16 protein-coding genes and 1 tRNA gene are annotated in these 23,656 nt (G+C 55.0%); 15 read left to right on the top strand and 2 right to left on the bottom strand.

What is annotated here, in order from left to right; all coding sequences use genetic code 11:
- Positions 1-24 precede the first annotated feature (24 nt).
- The 8 genes from JD108_RS14070 to JD108_RS14035 all read left to right on the top strand — a co-directional run bounded on the left by JD108_RS14070 (position 25) and on the right by JD108_RS14035 (position 9,604).
- Complete coding sequence (locus JD108_RS14070) at positions 25-1,374, top strand: aspartate aminotransferase family protein (RefSeq protein ID WP_198826687.1); 1,350 nt, start codon at positions 25-27, stop codon at positions 1,372-1,374.
- 19 nt (positions 1,375-1,393) lie between these two features.
- Positions 1,394-2,086, top strand: coding sequence for a CoA transferase subunit A (locus JD108_RS14065; RefSeq protein ID WP_198826686.1), 693 nt, complete (start codon positions 1,394-1,396; stop codon positions 2,084-2,086).
- Positions 2,068-2,745: a 3-oxoacid CoA-transferase subunit B gene (locus JD108_RS14060; RefSeq protein WP_198826685.1), complete on the top strand. Its 678-nt coding sequence runs from the start codon at positions 2,068-2,070 to the stop codon at positions 2,743-2,745. Before JD108_RS14065 ends, JD108_RS14060 begins: the two co-directional genes overlap by 19 nt.
- Positions 2,746-2,757: 12 nt before the next feature.
- Positions 2,758-4,029 (top strand): peptidase, encoded by a 1,272-nt coding sequence (locus tag JD108_RS14055; protein ID WP_198826684.1) that lies wholly within the window; start codon positions 2,758-2,760, stop codon positions 4,027-4,029.
- Positions 4,030-4,121: 92 nt separating this feature from the next.
- The gene (gene gabT / locus JD108_RS14050) at positions 4,122-5,480 is read left to right on the top strand and encodes a 4-aminobutyrate--2-oxoglutarate transaminase (protein WP_198826683.1); all 1,359 of its coding nucleotides are present in this window, start codon (positions 4,122-4,124) and stop codon (positions 5,478-5,480) included.
- Positions 5,481-5,602: 122 nt separating this feature from the next.
- A complete protein-coding gene (locus tag JD108_RS14045) occupies positions 5,603-7,021 on the top strand; it encodes an aldehyde dehydrogenase family protein (protein WP_198826682.1) in 1,419 nt (472 codons plus the stop codon).
- A gap of 588 nt (positions 7,022-7,609) precedes the next feature.
- The gene (gene ltrA, locus JD108_RS14040; RefSeq protein ID WP_198826346.1) at positions 7,610-9,022 is read left to right on the top strand and encodes a group II intron reverse transcriptase/maturase; all 1,413 of its coding nucleotides are present in this window, start codon (positions 7,610-7,612) and stop codon (positions 9,020-9,022) included.
- A gap of 493 nt (positions 9,023-9,515) precedes the next feature.
- A tRNA-Ser gene (locus JD108_RS14035) sits at positions 9,516-9,604 on the top strand.
- A 140-nt stretch (positions 9,605-9,744) separates the two neighbouring features.
- On the opposite strand, the gene JD108_RS14030 is transcribed toward JD108_RS14035, so the two are convergent.
- A complete protein-coding gene (locus JD108_RS14030) occupies positions 9,745-10,053 on the bottom strand; it encodes a DUF3817 domain-containing protein (protein ID WP_198826681.1) in 309 nt (102 codons plus the stop codon).
- 586 nt (positions 10,054-10,639) lie between these two features.
- Here JD108_RS14030 and JD108_RS14025 point away from each other — a divergent pair.
- Entirely contained in the window at positions 10,640-12,214 is a 1,575-nt protein-coding gene (locus JD108_RS14025) for an acyl-CoA synthetase (RefSeq protein WP_198826680.1), read from the top strand.
- 361 nt (positions 12,215-12,575) lie between these two features.
- On the opposite strand, the gene JD108_RS14020 is transcribed toward JD108_RS14025, so the two are convergent.
- Positions 12,576-14,903: an exo-beta-N-acetylmuramidase NamZ domain-containing protein gene (locus JD108_RS14020; RefSeq protein ID WP_198826679.1), complete on the bottom strand. Its 2,328-nt coding sequence runs from the start codon at positions 14,901-14,903 to the stop codon at positions 12,576-12,578.
- Between the two features lie 286 nt (positions 14,904-15,189).
- Between JD108_RS14020 and JD108_RS14015 the strand changes: the two genes are divergently transcribed.
- The 6 genes from JD108_RS14015 to JD108_RS13990 all read left to right on the top strand — a co-directional run bounded on the left by JD108_RS14015 (position 15,190) and on the right by JD108_RS13990 (position 23,642).
- Complete coding sequence (locus JD108_RS14015) at positions 15,190-16,014, top strand: copper amine oxidase N-terminal domain-containing protein (protein ID WP_198826678.1); 825 nt, start codon at positions 15,190-15,192, stop codon at positions 16,012-16,014.
- Between the two features lie 76 nt (positions 16,015-16,090).
- Positions 16,091-16,714 carry a YhcN/YlaJ family sporulation lipoprotein gene (locus JD108_RS14010; RefSeq protein WP_198826677.1) on the top strand — a complete coding sequence of 208 codons (624 nt, stop codon included), beginning with the start codon at positions 16,091-16,093 and terminating at the stop codon, positions 16,712-16,714.
- Positions 16,715-16,845: 131 nt separating this feature from the next.
- A complete protein-coding gene (locus JD108_RS14005) occupies positions 16,846-20,037 on the top strand; it encodes an AfsR/SARP family transcriptional regulator (protein ID WP_198826676.1) in 3,192 nt (1,063 codons plus the stop codon).
- 551 nt (positions 20,038-20,588) lie between these two features.
- Positions 20,589-21,593 (top strand): Bug family tripartite tricarboxylate transporter substrate binding protein, encoded by a 1,005-nt coding sequence (locus JD108_RS14000; protein ID WP_198826675.1) that lies wholly within the window; start codon positions 20,589-20,591, stop codon positions 21,591-21,593.
- Between the two features lie 49 nt (positions 21,594-21,642).
- Entirely contained in the window at positions 21,643-22,125 is a 483-nt protein-coding gene (locus JD108_RS13995; RefSeq protein WP_198826674.1) for a tripartite tricarboxylate transporter TctB family protein, read from the top strand.
- Between the two features lie 20 nt (positions 22,126-22,145).
- Positions 22,146-23,642 carry a tripartite tricarboxylate transporter permease gene (locus tag JD108_RS13990; RefSeq protein ID WP_198826673.1) on the top strand — a complete coding sequence of 499 codons (1,497 nt, stop codon included), beginning with the start codon at positions 22,146-22,148 and terminating at the stop codon, positions 23,640-23,642.
- Positions 23,643-23,656 lie beyond the last annotated feature (14 nt).

Here is a 23,656-nt window from a genome sequence, read left to right as displayed (position 1 = left end):
AAGAAAGAAGGAGAGGTGGCTCGCATGCAAAGAAGCTATGTCATAAAACCTGAGCTGGGCAAAGAGTATGCCCGCGTATCGCACGGCAAGGGGATTTATTTATACGATGTGTCCGGAAAGCGCTATATCGACGGCAGTTCCGGCGCGGTGACGGCCAGCATCGGCCACGGCATCGAAGAAATTGCCGATGTCATGCGGGAGCAGGCGCTAAAGGTGTCATTTGCCTACCGTTCCCATTTCAGCAGCGACGCCGTAGAGGAGCTGGGAGCCAAGCTGGCTGACTGGGCTCCGGGCGAGCTCAATTGGAGCTTTTTTGTCAACAGCGGATCAGAGGCGACGGAAACCGCCCAAAAGATCGCCATTCAATACTGGCAGGAGAAGGGGCGTCCGACCAAGACCAGAATGATTTCGCGCTGGATGAGCTACCACGGCATCACGATGGGGGCCCTGTCCATGTCCGGACATGTGCTGAGACGCAAGCGGTTTGTTCCACTGCTGGCCGATTATCCGGTCATCTCGCCGCCTTATCCGTACCGCAGGCCGGAGGGGATGTCGCTGGAAGATTACGCGATGCACTGTGCAGGTGAGCTGGAGACGGCCATCCTCCGCATCGGGCCCGACCAGATCGCCGCTTTTATCGCGGAGCCGGTCATCGGAGCATCCGGCGGCGCAGTTGTCCCGCCAGACGGGTATTTTCAGCGGATTCGCGAAATCTGCGATCGCTACGATGTCCTGTTCATCGCCGATGAAGTGATGACCGGAATCGGCCGTACCGGGGCCAAGTTCGGCGTGGATCACTGGGGCGTGAAACCGGACCTGATGACGCTGGGCAAAGGGATGAGCGCCGGCTATACGCCGATGGCCGCCACGATGGCGACCGACGAGCTGATCGATACCATCACGCGCGGCTCCGGCCTGATCATGGCGGGCCACACCTACAGCGCCAACCCGCAGTCAGCCGCAGTATCACTGGCCGTCCTGCGCTATGTGGAAGCCCATAATCTCGTGGAAAAAGCGGCTGTTCAAGGCGCCTATCTTCAGAAAAAACTGCAGGAGCTGGCGGATGAGTCTCCGATCATCGGAGAGGCGCGCGGCCTGGGATTGCTCTGCGGACTCGAATTCGTCAAAGACAAACAGACCAAAGAGCCGTTTCCTCTGTCCATGGGAGTGGCCGCCAGAGTCATTGCCAAAGCCTTTGAGAGCGGCCTGTTGGTCTATCCCGCAAGCGGCGGGCTGGACGGTGTAGCGGGCGACGCGATTATCATTTCGCCTCCGCTGACGATCACGACCGAAGAGATCGACGAGCTGATGGATCTGCTGAAGAAAGCGGTGCAGCAGGTTCAAGAAGAAGTGAGACAAGAAGTACGGACCTGATTTTTGGAGGGGAGGACATATGGCACACGGATTTGACAAAGTGGTATCGATCGAAGAAGCGCTGCGTCATTTTCATGACGGGATGACGCTCCTGGCGGGAGGCTTCGGCGGGGTAGGCAATCCGCCTACCCTGATCCAGGGCATCCTGGACAAAGGGATAAAAGACATTACGCTGATCAGCAACGACACGGCCTTTCCCCATATCGGCATCGGCAAGCTGGTTACGGAGCGGCGCGTGCGGAAAGTGATCGCATCCCATATCGGCTCCAATCCCAACGCCGGCGCACAGATGACTGCGGGCGAGCTGGAAGTGGAGTTCTGCCCACAGGGGATTCTCGCCGAGCGGGTGCGTGCGGGCGGCGTAGGGCTGGGCGGCATTCTCTCGGACATCGGCATCGGCACCATCGCGGAAAAAGGCAAGGAGAAGGTGCTGGTCAACGGTAAGGAATACTTGCTGGAGACGCCGCTGACCGCCGAAGTGGCGATCGTGCACGCGAAAAAGGCGGATCGCTTCGGCAATCTGGTCTACGACACCAGCGCGCGCAACTTTAACCCCTTGGTGGCGATGGCCGGCGATATCACCATCGTCGAAGCGGACGAGATCGTCGAGGTCGGGGAGCTGGATCCGGAGGAGATCGTGACGCCGGGCGTCTTTGTCCAGTACATTGTGAAGAGCGAGGGGGTGAACTGGCGATGGGCGTGGGAGAAGTAAAGGAGACGGAGAGCTTCCGTGAAAAAATCGCCAGAAGAGCCGCACAAGAGGTAGAGGACGGGATGATCATCAATCTGGGGATCGGCATTCCCACATTGGTGGCTGACTTTATCCCCAAGGAGAAAAACGTCCTGTTCCACGCCGAAAACGGCATTCTCGGCACAGGTCCAAGCCCGGCAAAGGGCGAGGAAAATCCAATGCTTTGCAACGCGGGCGGTTTTCCCGTAACGCTGGCGACCGGCGCCTCGTTTTTTGACAGCGCCACCGCGTTTGCCATTATCCGCAGAGGCCTTTTGGACATGACCATTCTCGGCGTCCTGGAGGTAAGCCAGCGCGGAGATATCGCGAACTGGATCGTGCCGGGCAAAAGAGTGCCGGGCATGGGCGGTGCGATGGAGCTGGCCCAGAAAGCGAAAAAAGTGATGGTCCTGACCACCCATCTCGATAAAAACGGACGCTCCAAGATCGTGCGCGAATGCTCCTTGCCCCTTACTGCAGTAGGGGCAGCCGATCTGATCATTACGGACATGGCAGTGCTGGAAGTCTGCGAAGATGGTCTATATCTGCGCGAAGTCATGTATCCCTATAGTGTGGCCGACGTGATTGGTGCGACGGAAGCGGAATTGAAGATCGACAAAGAGGTCAGAGTTTTCCGATAAAGGAGGATATGCATGACGAACTGGCATGCGCTGATACGGGAACAAATCGCCAAGGAACGCTCTGCTGCCGTGGAGCTATTGCAGGAATGGGTTCGCGAACCCAGCGTGCAGGGGGAGGAGCGTTCGATCCAGGAAAAAATCGCCGCCAGGCTGCACGCGATGGGCATGGACGTGGACATGTGGGTGATGGAGGGAGAAGAACTGCTCCGGCATCCCTACTTTGTCTCTCCGCGCACGGATTTTTCCGCAAGTCCCAACGTCGTCGGGGTGTGGAAAGGAACCGGCGGGGGGCGCTCCCTGATCTTGAATGGTCACGTCGACGTAGTCCCTGCAGGCGATCCTGCCCAGTGGACACATGATCCATTCAGCGGCGAGATCGTGGATGGCAAGCTGTACGGGCGAGGCTCCACCGATATGAAAGGGGGCAATCTCTCCTCGCTGCTCGCGATCCAGGTGCTGAAAGCCCTGGGCGTCCGTTTGAAGGGAGATGTCATCTTTCAAAGCGTCGTGGAGGAGGAGAGCGGCGGAGCAGGGACACTGGCGACCATTTTGCGCGGCTACAAGGCGGATGCGGCACTGATCCCCGAGCCGACCAACATGAAGATTTTCCCCAAGCAGCAAGGATCGATGTGGTTCCGGCTGCAGGTGAAGGGGAGATCGGCCCATGGCGGCACCCGGTACGAAGGCGTGAGCGCGATCGAAAAGAGCATGCAGGTGGTCTACGCCATCGCCAAGCTGGAAAAAGAGCGGAATGAGCGAATCACCGATCCCCTGTACGCCAAGCTGCCTATCCCGATCCCGATCAATATCGGCGTGATCGAAGGGGGGAAATGGCCCTCCTCTGTCGCGGATCTGGTCAAACTGGAGGGGCGCATGGGCGTCGCGCCGGGCGAGCAGATGGAAGACGCCAAGCGGGAAATGGCGGAGGCCCTCGCTGACCTGGCGAAGCAAGATCCCTGGTTCGCGGAGCATCCGGTCGAGCTGGAGTGGTTCGGTGCGCGCTGGGTGCCCGGAGATGTGGGAGAGGATCATCCGCTGATGGAGATCTTGCAGCAGCAGTTCCTTCAGGTAAAAGGGGAGCGGGCCGTGGTCGAGGCGTCTCCATGGGGGACGGACGGCGGTCTTTTGACGGCGCTGGCCGATACCCCGGCCATTATCGTCGGGCCCGGCACGACGGCGATTGCCCACTATCCCAATGAATCGGTAGAGCTGGACGCAGTCTTTCAATGTGCGGAAATCTTTGCCCTGACCATGATGGAATGGTGCGGGGTGGAGGAAGCGTAAGCGAGCCCGGCGAGGTGCGAAGAAAGGACGGCATGGGGTCCTCCCCGTGCCGATGCGATAAAAAAAAGCGAGATTGAGAGGAGCGAACCCAAATGGCATCGACGCAAACCAAATTCATTCAGCTCAAAACGGCAATTCCCGGGCCAAAAGCTCAGGAGCTGCTTGCCCGCAAAGAAAGCCATGTGCCGCGCGGACCGTTCAACACGGTGCCGACCTTCGTCGAAAAAGCGGAAGGGGCTTTGCTGACCGATGTGGACGGCAATACGTTTATCGATTTTGGCGGCGCCATCGGCACGATTAACGCCGGACACTGCCCGCCAGCCGTGGTGGAAGCCTTGAAAGAACAGCTGGACCAGTACATCCACACCTGCTTCCACGTGATGATGTACGAGCCATACGTGCAGCTGGCCGAGACACTCAACCGCATCACCCCGGGGACGCATCCCAAGAAGACTTTCTTCCTGAACAGCGGTGCCGAAGCCGTGGAAAATGCGGTCAAAATCGCCCGGAAATACACGGGACGGAAAGCGATTATTTCCTTTGAGCGCGGCTTCCACGGCCGGACCCTGCTGGCGATGTCGCTGACGAGCAAGGTGCGACCTTATAAGTACCAGTTCGGCCCGTTTGCACCCGACGTCTACAAGATGAGCTATCCGTACTACTACCGGGCAGGCGGAATGACGCCGGAGGAGTGCGACGAGCAGGTGCTGCGCCGCTTCGAAGACTTCTTCCTGGGAGAAGTGGCTGCCGACGATGTGGCGGCTGTGATCATGGAGCCGGTACAGGGCGAGGGCGGTTTCGTCATTCCGTCCAAGCGCTTTGTCCAGGGCGTCAAAGCCATCTGCGAAAAATACGGCATCCTGTTTATCGCCGACGAGGTGCAGACCGGATTTGGCCGAACCGGAAAGATGTTTGCCATGGAGCATTTCGGCGTCGATCCCGATCTGATCGTCATGTCCAAATCGCTGGGAGCGGGTCTGCCGATCAGTGCGGTAACCGGACGCGCTGAGATTATGGAGGCGCCCAATCCGGGCGAAATTGGCGGCACGTACGGAGGCAGTCCGCTGGGCTGTGTCGCCGCCCTGAAGGTCATCGAGATGATGGAGCAGGACGGCTTCATGGATCGGGCCAACCGGATCGGAGAGCGCATCCTGCAGAAGTTCGAGGAGTTCCGGGAGCGCTTTGTCCAGGTGGGAGACGCGCGCGGGATTGGCGCGATGTGCGCGATCGAGATCGTCAAAGACAAGACGACCAAGGAGCCTGACAAGGAACTGACGGCAAAGATCGCCCAGACCTGCTGCCAGCGTGGTCTGGTCGTGCTCTCCGCGGGCCTCTACAGCAACGTAATCCGCATCCTCTCCCCGCTGGTAATCACGGATGAACAGTTGGAGGAAGGTTTGCGGGTGATGGAGAATGTATTGGAAGAGCTGTGCACGCCTGCACAAGCATAAACATACCGCTTCGAAGACCTCCTGGTTTTGCAATAGTGGACGGAACCGGACAAAAGAGGCATAAGCAGACAGGAACGATCGTATAACAGGGGATGAAGCGAGTCTGAGAGGGAGGCTGGATTATGAAAAAAGCGTGCTACATTGGCGGACAATGGGTAGAGGCAACTGCCTACGCGCCGCTCTATTCCCCCTACAGCGGGGAGCAGATCGCGGAGATCGCCCAAGCGGACAGTGAACTGGTGGAGAAGGCGATTGCCTCAGCCCAGGAGGCTGCCGGCGTAATGAGACGGATGCCTGCTTATCAACGGGCGGCCATCTTGGAAAAAATCGCCCTCATCATCGATCAGCGCATGGAAGAAGCGGCGCGGATCATCGCCATGGAGGCGGGTAAGCCGATCAAGACGGCTCGCGGCGAAGTGATTCGGACCGTACAGACGTACAAATTTGCCGCCGAGGAAGCGAAGCGGATACACGGCGAGACGATTCCGCTGGATGCGGCGATTGGCGGAGAAGGCCGTCTGGCGTATACGGTCCGCGAGCCTCTGGGCGTGATCGGGGCCATCACCCCGTTTAACTTCCCGATGAATCTCGTGGCTCATAAAGTAGGCCCGTCTCTGGCCGCGGGGAACACAGTCGTGCTGAAGCCTGCCTCCCAGACGCCTCTCTCTGCGTATTTCCTGGCAGAAGTGGCGGAGCAGGCCGGACTGCCAGCGGGCGCTCTGAATGTGGTCACCGGCAGCGGGGCCACGGTGGGCGATATGCTCGTAAAAGACCCCCGAGTCAAAGCCCTGACCTTCACCGGCAGCCCTGCGGTGGGAATCGACATCCGCAATCGGGCGGGTCTGAAGCGCGTGACGCTGGAGCTGGGCTCCAACTCGGCCGTGATCATCGACCGGGGCGTCAATCTGGACGAAGTGATCCCACGCTGCATTTTCGGCGCGTTTGCCTACTCCGGCCAGGTCTGCATCTCCGTGCAGCGCATCTATGTGGTCAAAGACGAATACGAGACATTCGTGGAGCGCTTCGTCGCGGAGACGAAGAAGTTGGTGGGGGGCGATTCGCTTTCCGAGGATGTCGACTATTCCGCGATGATCTCGCCGAAGGAGACCGATCGAGCTCTGGCCTGGATCGAAGAGGCCAAAGAGCGGGGAGCCCGCGTGGAATGCGGCGGAATCGTAGAGGGACGCGTGCTGCAGCCAACCGTCCTGACCGGTGTTCCGGCCGATGCCAAGCTCTCCTGCCAGGAGGTGTTTGGACCGGTTGTCGTGATCAATGCAGTAGACTCCGTGGAAGAAGCGATCGAACTGGTGAACGATTCGGTCTACGGGCTGCAGGCTGGCGTCTACACCCAAAATCTTTCGCTCGCACTGAAGGCGGCGGATGAGCTTCACGTCGGCGGCGTGTTGATCAACGACATCCCGACCTTCCGGGTCGATCACATGCCTTACGGCGGCGTAAAAGAGAGCGGCATGGGGCGCGAAGGCCTCAAATACGCGATTGAAGAGCTGACGGAGCTGAAGCTGGTCATCGTCAAGCGTTAGGACTGCTTCGCAGCAGTGGGACGCGTGGGCTCGTTTGGAACCGCTTCGCACAGTAGACAGCTTTGAAGTTTGGAAAGTTTGTGCTCTGTAAAGACGGGAGGGTGCGGCGGACCAATGCCGAAAATGGTTTGCCCGCCTGCGATATACGAAAAAGTCTTGGCCCAGATGCCAAGACTTTTTTCTAGTGCGCCACGCATGGCGACTAACTAGGCGGTGAAAGTCCGCTGTGGGGGCTGGTAGTGGCCAACCACTAGCCAAGAGCAAGGGTGTCCACCGTGAGGTGGAATCTGAAGGAAGCTGGAGGCAAAATCCCGGCCCGAGGAACACGAACATCATCAGGCATATGGAATGGGACAAGCTTGCGAGACAAAGCAAAGTCCAATACACTACACGGACATTCCGGTGTAAATGATGCGGGTATATGGGAGGAAAGTGAGTCGTCTTACCGTGGGAGGTCTCATGGACGTGAGAAGATGACATTCGAATCACGGTTGAAACAAGATTTATCATGAGAAGTCAGCAGACGCCATAGTACCTCGAGCAGTCGACGGCTTGAGGGAAGGGCTGAACCTTAGGAGGTGGTCGTCAATGAATGTTACCGAAACAGGAGATAAGGGCAGCCAACTTCCAACGGAAGGCTCACCGCAAAAGAATAGTGCGGAACACGAAGGATATGCGGGAGTGCACGTTCCTGAGAGGATAGCTGAAACCGACGACACCAACGCAAACGAGTCGAAGGAAAGGTTACTTGAGAAAATCATAAGCAGAGACAATTTGAACGAAGCGTTCAAAAGAGTCAAAGCGAATAAAGGTTCACACGGAATCGACGGGATGGGCGTAGATGAACTTCTACAATATCTCAAAGAAAACGGTGAAACCATCAAGGAACAAATCCTGGCGGGCAGATATCGCCCAAATCCCGTTCGAAGGGTAGAAATCCCAAAAGAGAACGGAAAGAAAAGAAACCTGGGCATCCCAACGGTGGTTGATCGAGTAATCCAGCAGGCAATTGCACAAATGCTCACGCCGATCTATGAGCAACAGTTCTCGGACAACAGCTTCGGGTTCCGACCCAAACGAAGTGCCCACCAAGCCATAAGGCGCAGCCAGCAATATATTCAGGAAGGCTACCGCTATGTTGTGGATATGGATCTAGAGAAATACTTTGACACCGTCAACCAAAGCAAGCTCATTGAAGTACTCTCAAGAACGATTAAGGACGGACGAGTCATTTCACTAATTCATAAATATCTTCGGGCAGGAGTTGTCGTGAAGCACAAGTTTGAGGAAACAGAAGTCGGCGTACCGCAGGGCGGGAATCTGAGTCCAATTCTCAGTAATATCATGCTGAATGAGTTGGACAAGGAGCTGGAGAAGAGAGGACACAAGTTTGTGCGATACGCAGATGATTTACTCATCTTCTGCAAGAGCAGACGAAGTGCCGAACGGACACTAACCAACATTCTCCCCTACATTGAAAAGAAGCTGTTCCTAAAAGTAAATCGGGAGAAAACCGTGGTGGACCTAGCCATTCGAGTGAAGTTTCTGGGATTCTCATTCTACAACCAACGAGGGCAAGTGAAAGTCCGCATCCATCCCAAATCCATCGCCAAAATGAAAACAAGAGTGAAGGAACTAACCGCAAGAAGCAATGGCATGGGAAATGAAGAGAGAGCCGAAAGGCTCAGACGCTATATCATGGGATGGGTCAACTACTTCAAGATTGCGGATATGAAGAACCTGCTCCAAACAACGGATGAATGGATGAGAAGAAGGATTCGAATGATCTACTGGAAACAATGGAAACGAATAAGGACAAAATTCGAAAAGCTGATCTCGTTTGGAATCCCAAAGTTCAAGGCATGGGAATACGCAAATACAAGAAAGAGCTACTGGAGAATCTCCAATAGCCCCATCCTCGCGAAAGCCCTCGATAACAACACCATTAAAGGCCTCGGATTTCTTTTCTTCTCAGATTATTATCGACAAGTGACTGCGTGAACTAAGGAACCGCCGTATACCGAACGGTACGTACGGTGGTGTGGGAGGTCGGCTACTCAACTAATGGGTAGCCCCCTACCCGATTGGGCGATCGCTGTATTCCATGAGCCAGCAGTCCCGCGCTTCCTTTTCATGCCATTCATGCTTGGGTAGCAGCTTGACTTTGCGGAAGCCGGAGCGCTGATAGCAGCGGATGGCTCTTTCATTCCAGGCCTGGGGGGCCATGACGAATGCCGGTTCACTTTTTCGATGTCGTGCGGGTTGTCTCTGCCTTCGAAAAATTCCAGGATAACCGGATCGGTGAGCCATTTTACGAGCAAGTGCTTGTCGCTTTCAGATAAGCGGCGAACCCGCAGCCGATCATGTTGGTAAATCACGATATACCCCCCTTCTTCTGGTTGCCCCTGTACGGGCAGCCAGGCAGCTTTCTGTGCGGCCCGGCACTTGAGATTCCGGTGTTTTTATGCTATTATTATAGCGGTTTCAACCGTACGGAGGGATACCGAAGTGGTCATAACGGGGCGGTCTTGAAAACCGTTAGGGTGCAAGCCCACGGGGGTTCGAATCCCTCTCCCTCCGCCATATTCTCTGAGATTGCAGACGGGTCGATCAGCCCGTCTTTTTTTATCGTTTCCGCACGTGCCCATCGCAGGAAGCGGGTAAGGAATGACGAGCAAAGCCCCCAATGCCGATGCTGGGGGCTTTTTGACCGCTTTTTCAGATTAAGATCGCTTCATGGCGTTTTCTTCTTTTTTCAGATGCGCATCGAGAACGAAGTTTCCAAACGGGACCAGGGACGCGACGAATGCGCCGACTGCCCGCAGGATGGACCAGCGGTGCGCAAAGAAGACATGGGCGAGCGCCAGCATAAACAGGACGAAAAACAGTCCGTGCAGCGAACCGGCGATCGTCACGGCTTTGGGCATGTCTGCCAGGTATTTGAGCGGCATGGCGATGCCCAAAAGTACGAGATAGGAGATTCCTTCGATCAAGCCGATAAAACGCAGGCGGCCAATGGGCGTATGCAGCAAAGAGAACACCTCCAGCGAATAGTACCACTATTACGTATTCTAGCGAGGAAGATCAGCGGTATCAATGGAACGGCATGCTTTTTCATGCTTTTCCCTTCGATTTGTGGCAAAAACCAAAACTTTCATCTGCAGCCAGCGACTTCATATTCCAAGGTATGTACCCTTTGATATATTCTTTAGGTAAGCACTCATCAATTTCTTGGGGGCTGCGGCGACTTAGTAATGCAGATCGGGTCGCCGCACTTTTCTTTGCAGGCTCTGCCGAAGCGGCAAAAAGAGGCTGCCTTTTGCATGCTAAAATATACCGATTGAGTATATATTCGAGTGTATACTATAATGTAAGTACAACCTTCATAACCTTGAGTTCTTCTCCCTGACCAGTGATCCTTCTGGTCAGGTTTTTTTACTGTATCAGAAAGAATAAGCTTCCGGATCTTCTTCCTGATACAGCAAGAATAAGCAACGGCTAAATCGCGGTCGCTCCCCTTGAATCGACCTCGATAGAGGTTTTCTTATAGCTATACACTTAGCAATTTTCTGACAATTGGTAGTATAATAGCAGAAGGAAGAAGATGGAGGGATGAAGATGAGGGAGATCCAAAGAGCGAGAAGGCATACGCTGGGCGATATTTTGCGCAGAAGCCGGGGGCGGTTTCCGCAGAAGGTGGCGCTCCGATTCAGGGAGGAAGCACTCACCTATGAGCAGCTGGATACGCTGGTCAACCAGGCGGCTCAGGCCATCCTCCAGCACGGATTGAAAAAAGGGGACAAGGCAGCAATTCTCTCCCGCAACTCGATGGACTTTGTCATCCTCAATTTTGCCTTGGCCAAAGCGGGTGTCGTAATGGTCCCGATTAATTACATGCTTCATGCCGAAGACGTCGCGTATATCCTGGGGCATGCAGAAGTGAGGGCAGTCTTTGCCGCACCGGAGTTTCAGGCGGTGGCTGACGAGGCGATCCGCCAGTCCGGATGCAGCCCGATCCTGCGCGCCTCCATCTCCCAAACGGCGGAGAGGCCCGGCGACTGGCCGGAATTCCGCACACTTCTCGCAGAGGGCGGCACAGAGGAGCCGGAAGTGGAGTTGGACGATGACGACGTTGTACATATTCTCTACACGAGCGGAACCGAATCCAGACCAAAGGGTGTCATGCTGACGCATAAAAATGTGCTGTCCGAGTATGTCAGCACGATTATTGATGGGGGCATGACCGAGGACGATATCGCGATTCATGCCCTGCCGCTGTTTCACAGTGCGCAGCTGCACTGCTTTTTGGGTCCTTACGTGTATCTCGGAGCGAGCGGCATCATTTTGGAGCAGGCGCAGCCAGAATCGATCCTGCAGACGGTAGAGACGTACCGTGCGACACAGCTCTTCTGTCCGCCTACCGTATGGATCGCCCTGTTGCGTTCGCCCGACTTCGCCGTCCGTGACCTGTCTTCCCTGCAGAAATGCTACTACGGCGCCGCCATCATGCCTGTCGAGATTTTGCGGGAGCTGGGCAGCCGTTTGCCGGGGGCGCAGTTCTGGAATTTCTACGGACAGACGGAGGTGGCTCCTCTGGCTACCGTACTCAAGCCGTCTGATCAAATCCGCAAAGCAGGCTCAGCCGGCAGGCCGTCGCTCAATGTGGAGACCCGCATCGTCGACGATGAAGGACGCGAGGTGCCGAGAGGGACGGTGGGCGAGATCGTACACCGCACGAGTCACGCCATGCTGGGCTACTACCGTGACGCCGAGAAGACGGCTGCGGCTTTTCAGCGGGGATGGTTCCATTCCGGCGACCTCGGCATCATGGATGAGGAAGGCTATCTCACTGTCGTCGACCGCAAAAAGGACATGATCAAATCGGGCGGAGAAAATGTAGCCAGCCGGGAAGTGGAGGAGGTCATCTACCAGCACCCCCTCGTCTCGGAGGTGGCGGTGATCGGGATACCCGATCCGTATTGGATCGAGGCAGTCACCGCCGTCGTCGTGCCAAAGGCGGGATCGGTCCTGCAGGAAGAGGAGCTGATTCAGTTTTGCAAAGGCCGTCTGTCGTCCTTTAAAGCACCCAAATATGTAGTGATCGCCGAAAATCTGCCGCGCAATCCCAGCGGAAAAATCCTCAAACGGGAGCTGCGCCTCCGGTATGAAGGGCTGGCTTCCGCAAGGCCGTGAAGTCGGGACCGGCAAAGACAACGCTGCGAATCGTTTGTAACCGCCTGAGAGCTGTCTCAGGCGGTTTTTTTGCCGGCACGTCTTTGGATAAGGGGACCGGGGACGGGAGGGCTACACGTCCACCTTCAGGCCCTCTAGCCAGTCGGCGTAACATTCTTTGCAGAGAAGCTCGTCTCTTTCCTCCGTTCCACGAAAAAAAGTGATCATGTTCGCACTCTCTGTCTCGTGCTCACAGTGGTAACAGGTGTAGCTCACCGACATTTCCTCCCTGTGTTAAGAATCGTCCCTCGTATTATCTCCAGAAGAAAAAAACCAACTCCCGTAAAGAGTTGGTTCCGATTGCCCTGTTCCTTATCCATCTTTATTTGACGGTGGCTACGGTCGGCCTGTCTGCACGAATCGTCTCAAAGCGGTAGCCGTGATCTTTTAAAAACTGGATGACCGCGGGGAGGGACTTGGCTGTCGCCTCTTTGGTGGCGGCATCGTGCATCAGGATGACGATCTCTTTCTGGTTTTTCACCTGAGCCTTGATGTTGGCCAGCGCGCTTTCCGGTGTGTATTTGCTGCTTCGCGCATCGCCGTTGGTCACATTCCAATCGACGAAGATATAGCCGCGTTTGGCTGCTTCTGCTTTGATGGCGCCCATGACGGTGTGCTTTTGATTGTAGACGGAGGCGTTCTGATATTTTTTGCTGATAGTATTGGTGCTTCCGCCCGGATAGCGGAATACGGTCGGTTTGATGCCGGTCACACGCTCGATGAGCTGATTGCCTTTTTCCAGGTCGGCGAAAAAGGCGGAGATGTCTTTGTAGATAGTCCGGTAATTATGGGAGTAGGTATGGCCGCCCACTTCATGTCCCTCCGAAATGGTCCTCTTCAGCAAATCTTCATGGCCGGGAATGCTGGTGCCGACGACAAAGAAGGTGGCTTTGACCTGATGCTGTTTGAGGATGTCCAGGATTTCACCTGTGATCGGCGAGGGACCGTCGTCAAATGTCAGGTAAGCGACTTTATCCTGTGCAGGCTGACCGGCTCCTGACTTAGCGCTTTGCCCGGTTCCGGCTGGAGGAGGTGCGGTTGGCGCTGCCGCTTGGGGAGCAGCGGGAGAACCTGCTTCCGCCTGTGCCGCTGGCGTGCTGCCGGATGGGTTCGGAGCAGTAGGCTGGGGCGCTGGAGGCTGCCCAGGCTCAGCCGAATCTGCAGTCTTTCCGTTGCCGATAGGTCCGGTCTGTTCAGGTGTTGCTGGCTGTACCGGCGGCTTTTGCTGATCAGCGGGAGCGGCTTTGCCTGACGGATCGGATGGTTCGGAATTGCCCGCATCTTTTGCGGGTTGCTGCGCTTTTGGTGCTGAAGACTGTCCGGCTTGGCCCTGCTGTCCGCTTTGTGCGGGTGACGTTTGCCCCGCTGCGGCAGGATCAGTCGCCCCCGGCTGCTCCGAAGCGGTCGGGGCAGGAGGCGGGCTTGCGTGTTTCGCCACTAGCGGCTGGGTAGGCACATACGGTTCGCCGGAGTAGATGAGATGCATTTCCCGCAGCTTCCGAAAAGCCGCCAGATCGCTTGCATACTGCTGCTCGATTTGCTGGGGCGACAGGCCTTGCTCCAGATACTGCCCGATTTTGTCCGTGCCCATCAGAAGGTCAAACATCGACTGGGATGAACCGCTTTTGGGAACGGGAAACGGATGGAGCTGATGGGCATAGGCCAATGCGTACAGTCCCGTCCGTGCAGGGTTGAACCGCAGCGGGTCCGTGATGTGCAGGCGGACGCCTCCCATGCCCTCTTTGTTCTCCGGCAGGAAGATGACCCCGGGGAGCAGAGCGCCGTTCAGCAGGTCGGCATACCGCCCGGAGTCAATGCCCGGCCCGCCGATCCAGCGAAAATGATCTTGGGCCGTCACAGGGGTGCCCTCTCCCAAGCCTGTCGCCATGTACCCGAAAACGGCGGCCAGATCAGGGAACTGCGGCGAGGAGGGAATCCAGGCAAGACCGGTGTCCAGATAATTCATCTGGCGGGTGTAGCCCTTCATCGGGATGACGGTGAGCGGCGCGTCCAGCTGGCGGTTGAAAAACCGGGCCAACTCGCCGATGGTCATGCCATGAGCGAGCGGCAGGGTGTCCACTCCGACAGGGGAGCGGAAGTCAGGCGCCAGGACAGGTCCTTCGACGATAGTGCCGCCCAGGGGATTGGGCCGGTCCAGGACGACAATCGGCTTGCCTTGCTCCTTGGCAGCGCTCATGCATTGGTAGAGGGTAGTGAGATACGTGTCCCTGCCCGCGCCGCTGTCTTGCAGGTCCACCAGCAGCATATCGACAGAGGCGAGCATCTCTGGTGTCGGTTTGCGTACAGCGCCGTACAAGCTGTAGACCGGTATTCCGTAAACGGGATGATGAAAAGAGGCCACCTGCTCTCCAGCAGGGATTTTCCCGTAGAGGCCATGCTCAGGGGTGAACAAGGCGGTCAATTGTACGTTCCGTTCGCGGCGGAGTGCATCGATGGTGCTGACTCCTTTGCTGCCTACACCCGTTTGGTTGGTGAGCAATCCCACTTTCTTTCCCTCGATGAGATCGGAAAACTGGCTGAACAGTACGTCACTTCCGAGAAGTACGGCCGTTGTGTTGGCGGAGCTGCCGCCGGGGGGAATCATTGTCATGATCAGGATAAGAATGAGGAAAGGTATAAATCGTTTCATCGCTTCGGCCTCTTTCGAGATAAAATGTCGTCGTTGTATGTCTATTGTAGCTCGATTTTGTAGGAAATTGGTTTCATTTATGTAACAAATTCAAATTAGGTAAAAAGTTGGAGGAAAGAAGTCTCTTTTTGCAAGGCGAAAGCCAATTCTGTCTTGCATCTCGTGCAGGCCGAAAGCTACAATGACAAAGCGATCCCGCCTGTGCGAAAGGCTTGAAGAGGCGGCAGCAAGTATTGTACAGTTACGAGAGTAGAGGAAATGTCGAACGAAATGGAGTGAATCTGCGATGATGAAAAAATGGGCCGCACTGGCATTGGCACTATCTCTGGCGCCCGCATCGGTTTCGGCTGCGGCCGCGGTTACCGCACCTCCATCCGTCGTAAAAGTCGAATATAGTCAAAAACCGATCCATTTTCCCGATCAGAAGCCGGTGATCAAAGACAGCCGGACGCTGGTCCCGATTCGGCCGATCGCGGAAGGGCTTGGCTTTGACGTGGACTGGAACGAACAGAACCGGTCGGTTGTGATCAAAAAAGGTGATACGCAGATCAAGCTGGTGGTTTCGCAAAAAATTGCCAGACGAAACGGGGAGACCATCCCGCTTGACGTGCCGGCACAAATTATCAACAAGCGCACGATGGTACCTGTTCGCTTTATCGCCGAAGCGCTGTCCTACGAGGTAAACTGGGACACGGCGACGCAAACCGTCTCGATCGCGGATAAAACGCCGGAAAAATCTCAGCAGCAAACGGCGAAAGCTGCCGAAGAGGCAACTGCCGTGGGGACGGGCGTGCCGCAGCCGAAAAGCGAGCCGCCCGCGGCCGGCAACCAGCCCTCGAAAGAGAGTCAGCTGGTTGACAGCGAATCGATCAGTGCCCGGCTGGGCAAGATCATGGGACTGACTATTCTCAGCGTAAAAGGGAAGGCTGAGCCGGATTCCTCGCTGGTGCTGAATATCGAAGGCGTTAATTACGAAGTGCCGATCAATCCGGATGGCAGCTTTCTCTTTGAACTGGTAGAGAAAAATCTGTCAGTCGAGGAATATACACTGGCGGCCACCCGAGGGGACGAAGAGCAGACGCTGGAAGGGAAATTCACCCTGTTGAATTAGAAAAATGAAGCAGCACGGCAACGGAGTAAGAACACCACCGCCTCCCCAGACTAGGAGGTGAGGAGGTGTTTTTTCTTTGAAACGATGGAAGCAGGCGATCTGCGTACTTGTTCTCGCGGGCATTTGCACAGCGGGGTGTACACCGAACAAGCAGCAGGGCGGTGAAGATTACGATGGGAAACCGGCGAAATTTGACGCGTACGGGATAAACATGACCGATGACCGGCTAGGCAGAGACAAGGGCCCGGCAGCCATGATCGTGCAAAAGAACAGACATGCCAGGGAACCGCAGCTGGTTCGCACCCTGGAGCAGCAGGCGGAAAACATTCCGGGCGTAGTGGACATCAAGGTCCTCGCCTATAAGGACACGCTGATCATCGGGGTCCTCCCGGATGGGGCGACCAAACCGGATACCGTCATGCACTCGCCCTCGCTCCTTTATACGCGCGGGGTGCCCATTCGCATCGACAACGGGCACACGGACCGGCTGCAGCAGCGCGTGACCCAAGTGATGCGCAATCGGCTTCAGGCAGAGACGCGCTATAACCTCATGTACGTGGCGACAAATCCGGCCATCTACCATCGCATCGCCGACATCCACCAGCGAATCATCCGCGGCCAGCGTGTCCAGGAAGACGAATTCCAGACACTTCTCAATGACATCGGCTACACAATCAAGGGCATCAATCTGGTTGACTGACAACAGCCACGCGGCTTTCGAGAAAGACCACCTGATCTGTCGGGTGGCTTTTGTCATGCTTCGATGGAGGATTTTACAGCCAGTCATGGAACTAATAAGGGATGAAGTGAACGGTGAGGAGTGTACGGAAGATGAACGCATCCCGGGTTAGCCCAACGAGAATAACCGCTCCGCGAATGAAGCCATTCGTATTCCACAGATTGTCCCTGGCCAAAAAGCTGAGGCTGATGAAGCATAAATCCCTGAGCGTCATCCATGCCGGAGCCGGTTACGGCAAGACCACTTCCGTCGCCGCTTTCCTGGACAATACCAGGGGGGAGGCCTGTTGGTATCGGGTCGGGGAAAAGGATGAAAGGCTGTCCGTTTTCCTGGCGCATCTGGTGGAGAGCGTCCGCATCCTGCACCCGGCTTTCGGAATTTCCGTCCTGCTCGCTTTGCAAAACCTCCCGGGGAACGAGACGGAGGGGCAGCGGGAGGATCTCGCTGATCTGTTCATTCGGGAATGCATGGAGATCGACCGCGATATGACCCTTGTGCTGGATGATTTTCACCACGTCCGGCCCGGCGGAAGCATCGATCTCTGGGTCCAGTATTTCGTGCAAGCGATGCCGCAGCATGTGCGGGTAGTCATCCTCAGCCGGGTTAGGCCTATCTGGTCTTTTTTGGATATCATGAGCGCCCGCGGAGACTACATGGAGCTGACAGTCAGCGATCTGGCCTTTACGCGGGAAGAGATGGAAACCTTTTTTCTCGACGAGTACGACGTTACTCTGCCCAATGAGGATTGGGAACGAATTGAAAACGTTACCAAAGGGTGGGCGGCCGCTGTTCGGACGATCGGGGAGACGCTGGCGCTGGGGGGACACTCGGTTGGCAGCGCGTATGAGTCGGCCCGGTTTTTGCCGTTTTTGGAAAAAGAGGTGTGGGACGAGCAGCCGGCGGAGCTTCAGCTGTTCTTGATGCGGTCGGCTGTGTTTGAAAATTTTGAAGCGGAAGACATTCGCCAGGTGTTCGGCGAGCAGGAAGTGGCATTGTTCGAGGAGGCGATGCGTCGCAATCTCTTCTTGCTTTCGGCGGACAACCGCTATGCCTACCATCCGCTCTTTCGCCGCCTCTTGATCAGCAAGCTGGCCAGCCAGCACGGGGAGTACGTCCGCATGCACCGGCTTGCGGCCGAGTGGTACAAGCGAAAAGGGGAGGTGCAACAGGGGTTTGAGCATCTCCGCTTGATTGAGGCATGGGACGAGCTCGGGGAATGGCTCTCACAGGCCGCCGGTCCGCTTTTGCAGGCGGGCAAGCTCGATCTTTTGTCCCACTGGCTGCAGCTGCTGCCGGAAGAGGAAAAAGACAAATTCCACGTCCTTTGGTTTTATCAAGCGGAGATCGAGCGGTACCGCTGTCTGTATCCGAAAGCGCTGCTCTCCTACCACCGCTACCTCCCGCTCTGCGAGGCGAAGCAGGATATCATCGGCCAGTGCCGAGGGCTGGAAGGGCTGGCCCGGGTACATTTGGACAGCGTCCAGGGAGTGAAGGCGGAAGAATTGCTGAAGCAGGCGATTCAGCTGCTTCAGCCGCAGGATCACGAAATGGCGCCGCGCCTGTATCGATTGCTCGCGGAAATCTACACGAACCGGGGGGACGCCCAGCAAGCGGCGTACTGGTACCAGCGCAGTCAGGAGTGGGAGCAGAGAACGGAGGTAGAGCTGGAATCCCGGCTGTTATTTCGCACAGGCCGCCTGGAATCGGCCATCTCGCTCTTGGAGAACAAGTGGGAGAGCGAACAGCTTAAGCAGCCGGCATTGACCCGCTCGTACCGGGAAACCTCCCTGCTGCTGGCTTTTGTCTACGGACTGAACGGGGAATGGGAAAAGGGCATCAAGGCAGCGGATACGGCAATCCGTCTGGGAAAAGAAGCCCATTCGCCTTTTGTGGAAGCCAACGGCTACGTGCGCAAGGCGACCGCCGCACTAGTCGGCCAGCATCTGCCCTTTGAGAGAATCCGCGAGCTGTATCTGAAGGGACTCAAAATCATGGAAGACCTGCAATCGACCAGGGGGAAATCGGAGACCCTGCTGGGGCTTACGCTCCTCTACGGCCGCGAAGCCAATCTGGATCTCGCGCTGTCATACGGGCAGTGGGGGATGCAGGAGACGGAGGCGATGCGGGATGACTGGCTGCACAGCCTGGTCCGGCTGGCCATCGGCATCGCGTATGCGGCAGCCGGTCAGGATGGGCAAGCGGAGGAGTGGATCCGCGATTGCGAAAAGCGCTTGAGCCGATGCGGGGACAGCTACGGCGTCGCCATCTGCCATCTGTGGCTCAGCTATCTTGCCTATCGCCAGAAGAATTGGAATGCCTTTATCCCGGCGGTCACCCAGGCGCTCTCGGCTATTCAGGCGGGGGAATACCATTTTTTGCTGCAGCGGCCGACCATGTTTACGCCCCATGATGTGCAGCAGCTGATGCCGGTGTTGATCGAGGCGCAGCGCAGACAGGTGTCGCCGGATTACGTGTCCGCGTTGCTGACCGAGCTGGGCTTGCAAAATGTGGCCTTTCACCCCGGATATACGCTGCGAATCCAGACACTGGGCCAGTTTCGGGTCTGGCTGGGAGAGCGCGAACTCGGAGAAAAGTCGTGGCAGCGGGGAAAGGCCAAGCAGCTGTTTCAACTGCTGCTGACGAAGCGGCAGCACCTCCTCGCACGGGAGGATATCGTCACGATCCTCTGGGGGGAAAGCGATGAGGAGACGGCGACCCGCGATTTCAAAGTGGCGTTGAACGCGCTGAACAAAGCGCTCGAACCCAATCGCGAGGCTCGCGCGCACGCCTTTTTCATCCAGCGGCACGGCAGCTCCTACGGCTTTAACCTGGCGTCCGGCTTCCACATCGATGTGGAAGAATTCGAGCGGTATGTGACGCTCGGCCTGGAAGCGGGGGAGGCTGCGCAAGCCATCGTCTTGCTGGAAAAGGGGCTTTCCTTCTACAAAGGGGATTATTTGCCCGACTGTCGCTATGATGATTGGTGTGTCGCGGAAAGGGAAAGGCTGCGCGTGCTGTTCCTGCGGGGGGCGGAGCGCTTGGCCAAATTGCTGCTGGAATCAGACCGGATCGACGAAGCGATCCGCCGCTGCGAATCGATCCTGATGGTGGATGACTGTTGGGAGGAGGCCTACCGGCTGCTGATGCTCGCCTATTACCGCCAGAACAATCGCGCTTTGGCCATGCGCTGGTATGAAAAATGCGCCGCCAATCTGCAAAAGCAGCTGGGCGTTCACCCGATGCCGGCCACGGTGGAGACATATCGGATGATTATGGAAGGATGAGACCGCATTTGCGGTCTTTTTTTTTGTTAAGACGAGTTGTTACATAATTGTTAAACATAGGTCCCGTACCTGTTCGTGGAGAAAGGCGTCAAATCCATTTCTCCAAGAAATTTACAAAGGATTTAATGATAGAGATTTCCAAATCCTCTTCTCGCAATACCATCCAGGTGCGTCGAATGAGGGGGACACCGTCTCGAGTGGTGCACTTGGCTATAAAAAGATCCTCATTCTTATCAAGCAGAATGTCAGGCAATATCGAGTACCCCAAACCGTTGAATCATGGATGGCTACGCATCGGTGCCCCTCTCATTCCTTTCGGATTTATAGACAGATAGTTATGAAAGTTATGGATATTCTTGTCTTTGATTGACAGCGTTTCCAATATCCACAGTTCCTGTTTCGCTTGACCACCAATATTTTCAGCGGCGTTACCCGTTTACCATGCAAGAGTGCTGATCTATGCTTCTCCGCATTCATGTCTTTATCTTTCGTCTTTACAGACAATTGGTGTAGCGCTGCTGATCAAATAAAAAAACTCAGGGGGTAATTTCATGAAACGTAAAGCAATATTCCTATCCTTGGCCTTAACACTTGCGGTTGGATTAGCAGGCTGTGGCGGAAAAACCGACGCACCCGCTTCTGGCAGCCAGGCGCTCGACTATCCAAAGCGTCCGATTGAAATGGTCGTACCGTTTGGCGAAGGCAGCGCAAGCGACACCTTTGCTCGGAAATTCGCCGATTTGATGAGCAAGCACACATCCCAGCCAGTCCAGCCCCTTAACAAAGATGGCAGCGGCGGATTAGTGGGAATGGTATATGCGCACGGCCAAAAAAATGACGGGTACACCGTTCTGCAGATTACCCCTTCCCATGTCATTGCGGACGTTCTCGGAAAAGGGAAAGATATTAAATTGATGACGGAGTTCGAGCCGCTTGCACAGATTCAATCGGATATTTATGTTCTCTCCGTTCCCGCTAAGAGCCCCTACAATAGCTTTGAGGACCTGGTAAAAGTGGGGAAGGAAAAAGACATTACATTCGCAGGTGTTTCTCCGGGCGGTCTGGATGATTTGACCTTAAGTGCCTTAGCGGATGAAACCGGTATCAAAGTAAAGTTTATCCCCTACAAATCCGGTTCTGAGGTAAAAGCTGCAGCACTGGGGGGCGAGGTAGATGTTTACCTGGACAAATTAATTTCGGCGGTAGGGTTGATCAAGGATGGCAAGGTAAAACCAATTGTTGTCCTGAATGATAAGCGCATTGAATCCATTGATGAACTGAAAAATGTTCCATCTACTGTTGAACTTGGCTATAAAACCACGATTGGTTCCTGGAGAGGCTTTGTCGTGAAAAAGGGAACGCCTGCGGAGATCAAGCAATATCTCATTGACAGTTTGAAAAAGACCTACGACTCTCCTGAATACCAAGAATTTGCGAAAGAAAACCTCGCTGATATTCGCACCGGGTACCTCAGTCCTGAAGAGTTTACCAAGCAATGGCAAGCGGAGTACGAAGTGTTTGATGCCATCGCGAAAAAGACCGGATTGAAAAAATAATAATAAAGCTAGGCAGCTTCGCTGCCTAGTTTATTTTAAGGAGGATCAAATGGGGGAAATTATTTTTAACATCATCCTGCTCGTCGTCTTGGGATTGTTTTTTAAGGAGTCCTTTTCCATTGAAACAGCCAGAACAACAGACCCGATCGGTCCCGCGGGGTTTCCTCAAGCGATTATCGCGATTTGCTTCGTTTTCCTCCTGATCTCGCTGTATCAAGCCATTCGGAAGTATCGGAACCGAGATCAAACAGAAGCATCGGGCAAACCCGCGGAGTTGAGCAAAGAATTTATCGGGATACTTGCTGTCATTTCCATCTATTTGCTGATTGTTGACTATCTAGGGTTTATCCTTACCACCTTTGCCTTTTTTATCGTCCTCTATGCTTTGTTTGGAAGAAAAATGACACCGAAAAACATCGTCAGTTCCCTGTTGTTTTCCTTTGGCTTTACCCTTGTGTTTGGAACACTCCTCGATCTTCAGCTCCCACGAGGGATCGAACTATTAAAAAACCTTAGCTATTGGATTTATTAAACAGAAGAGGAGGAGAATACGTGGATTTTCAATTGCTGCTGGATGGATTTTTGACAACGATTTCACCTTTTAACTTCTTATTAGTAATGCTGGGGATGATGGCAGGTATTATTTTCGGCGCTCTTCCCGGTATCAGCGCATCCATGACGATCGTCCTGCTGCTGCCCTTTACTTACTACTTGGGGATTGTTCCATCTATCATATTGCTGGTAGCCGTATATATGGGATCCGCCTATGGAGGGGCTATTACCGCGATTCTCTTTAACACGCCAGGCGACCCTGCTGCCGTCATTACGGCGATGGATGGATACCCGATGGCGAAGCAAGGGAAGGCCGGCAGAGCACTCGGCTTGTCCATTAGCGGCGGTGCCGTGGGTGGAATCTTCTCCATCATTGTTATGCTATTCTTATCGCCTCCCCTCTCTGCTTTTGCCTTAAAAATTCAAAGTGCGGAGTATTTTGCCTTAGCCGTGTTGGGCATGACGTTGATCGCTTCCATCGGGAGAAAAAATCCGCTTCGCACCCTTATTTCAGGATGCTTTGGGATTTTATTGGCGACGATTGGATTAGACCCCATGACAGGCACCGATCGTTTAACGTTTGGCAGCCTCCATCTGATGAACGGAATCGACTTTATCCCGGTCATGATCGGCGCATTCGCATTTGCGGAGGTATTATCGCAAGTCGTGGAGAGACAAGCCGGCGGCACCTTCAACATGAGCAGTAAAATTCCCCTGGAGGGATTGAAATTAAAAGATGTCTGGTACCATCGCTGGTGTGTGCTTCGCGCCTCTGTCATCGGAACGATTATCGGCATTTTGCCGGGCACGGGAGGTTCCATCGCGTCGATCGTCAGCTATGGGGCAGAAATGAAAGCGAGCAAAAAACCTGAACAATTCGGAAAAGGGGCTGAAGAGGGAGTATTGGCTCCTGAAACTGCCAACAACGCTGCGGCCGGAGGATCGATGATTCCGATGCTCACATTGGGAATTCCCGGGAGCCCCACAACCGCTGTGATTTTAGCTGCCTTAACCCTGCAAGGACTTCAGCCTGGTCCGCAAATGATGACCGAGCAGCCTTTGTTGTTGTACGTCATTTTCTTCTCCATGCTGATTGCAAGTATTGCCGCTTTCATCGGAGGGAGACTCGGTGTTCAGATTTTCGCCTTGATGACCCGCTTGCCCTATTCCATCTTAGGGCCTACCATTTTAGCATTTTCCATCGTAGGGGCTTTTGCCGTGGATAACAGCATGTTCCAGGTATGGATTGCCTTGCTTTTTGGAGTGATTGGCTATTTTATGAGCAAATACGATTTCGCCCCTTCTGCGATGATTCTCGGCTTGGTACTAGGGAAAATGATGGAGGAAACATTCCGAAGACATTTGCTCGTAACGAATGGGGATTATTCCACTTTCATTACCCAGCCCATTTCAGGTTTCGTATTGCTGATCGCTGCTTTGGGAGCCACATACCCTTTGCTTTCAAAAGCGATCAAAAAGAAAAAACAAACGGCATAAAGAAAAAGGGTGGT

Origin of the sequence: Brevibacillus composti (assembly GCF_016406105.1) — a bacterium.
In the GTDB taxonomy this organism is placed as follows: domain Bacteria; phylum Bacillota; class Bacilli; order Brevibacillales; family Brevibacillaceae; genus Brevibacillus; species Brevibacillus composti.
The sequence above is the reverse complement of the archived record's forward strand: the minus strand, read 5'-3'. Positions and strand labels throughout refer to the sequence as shown.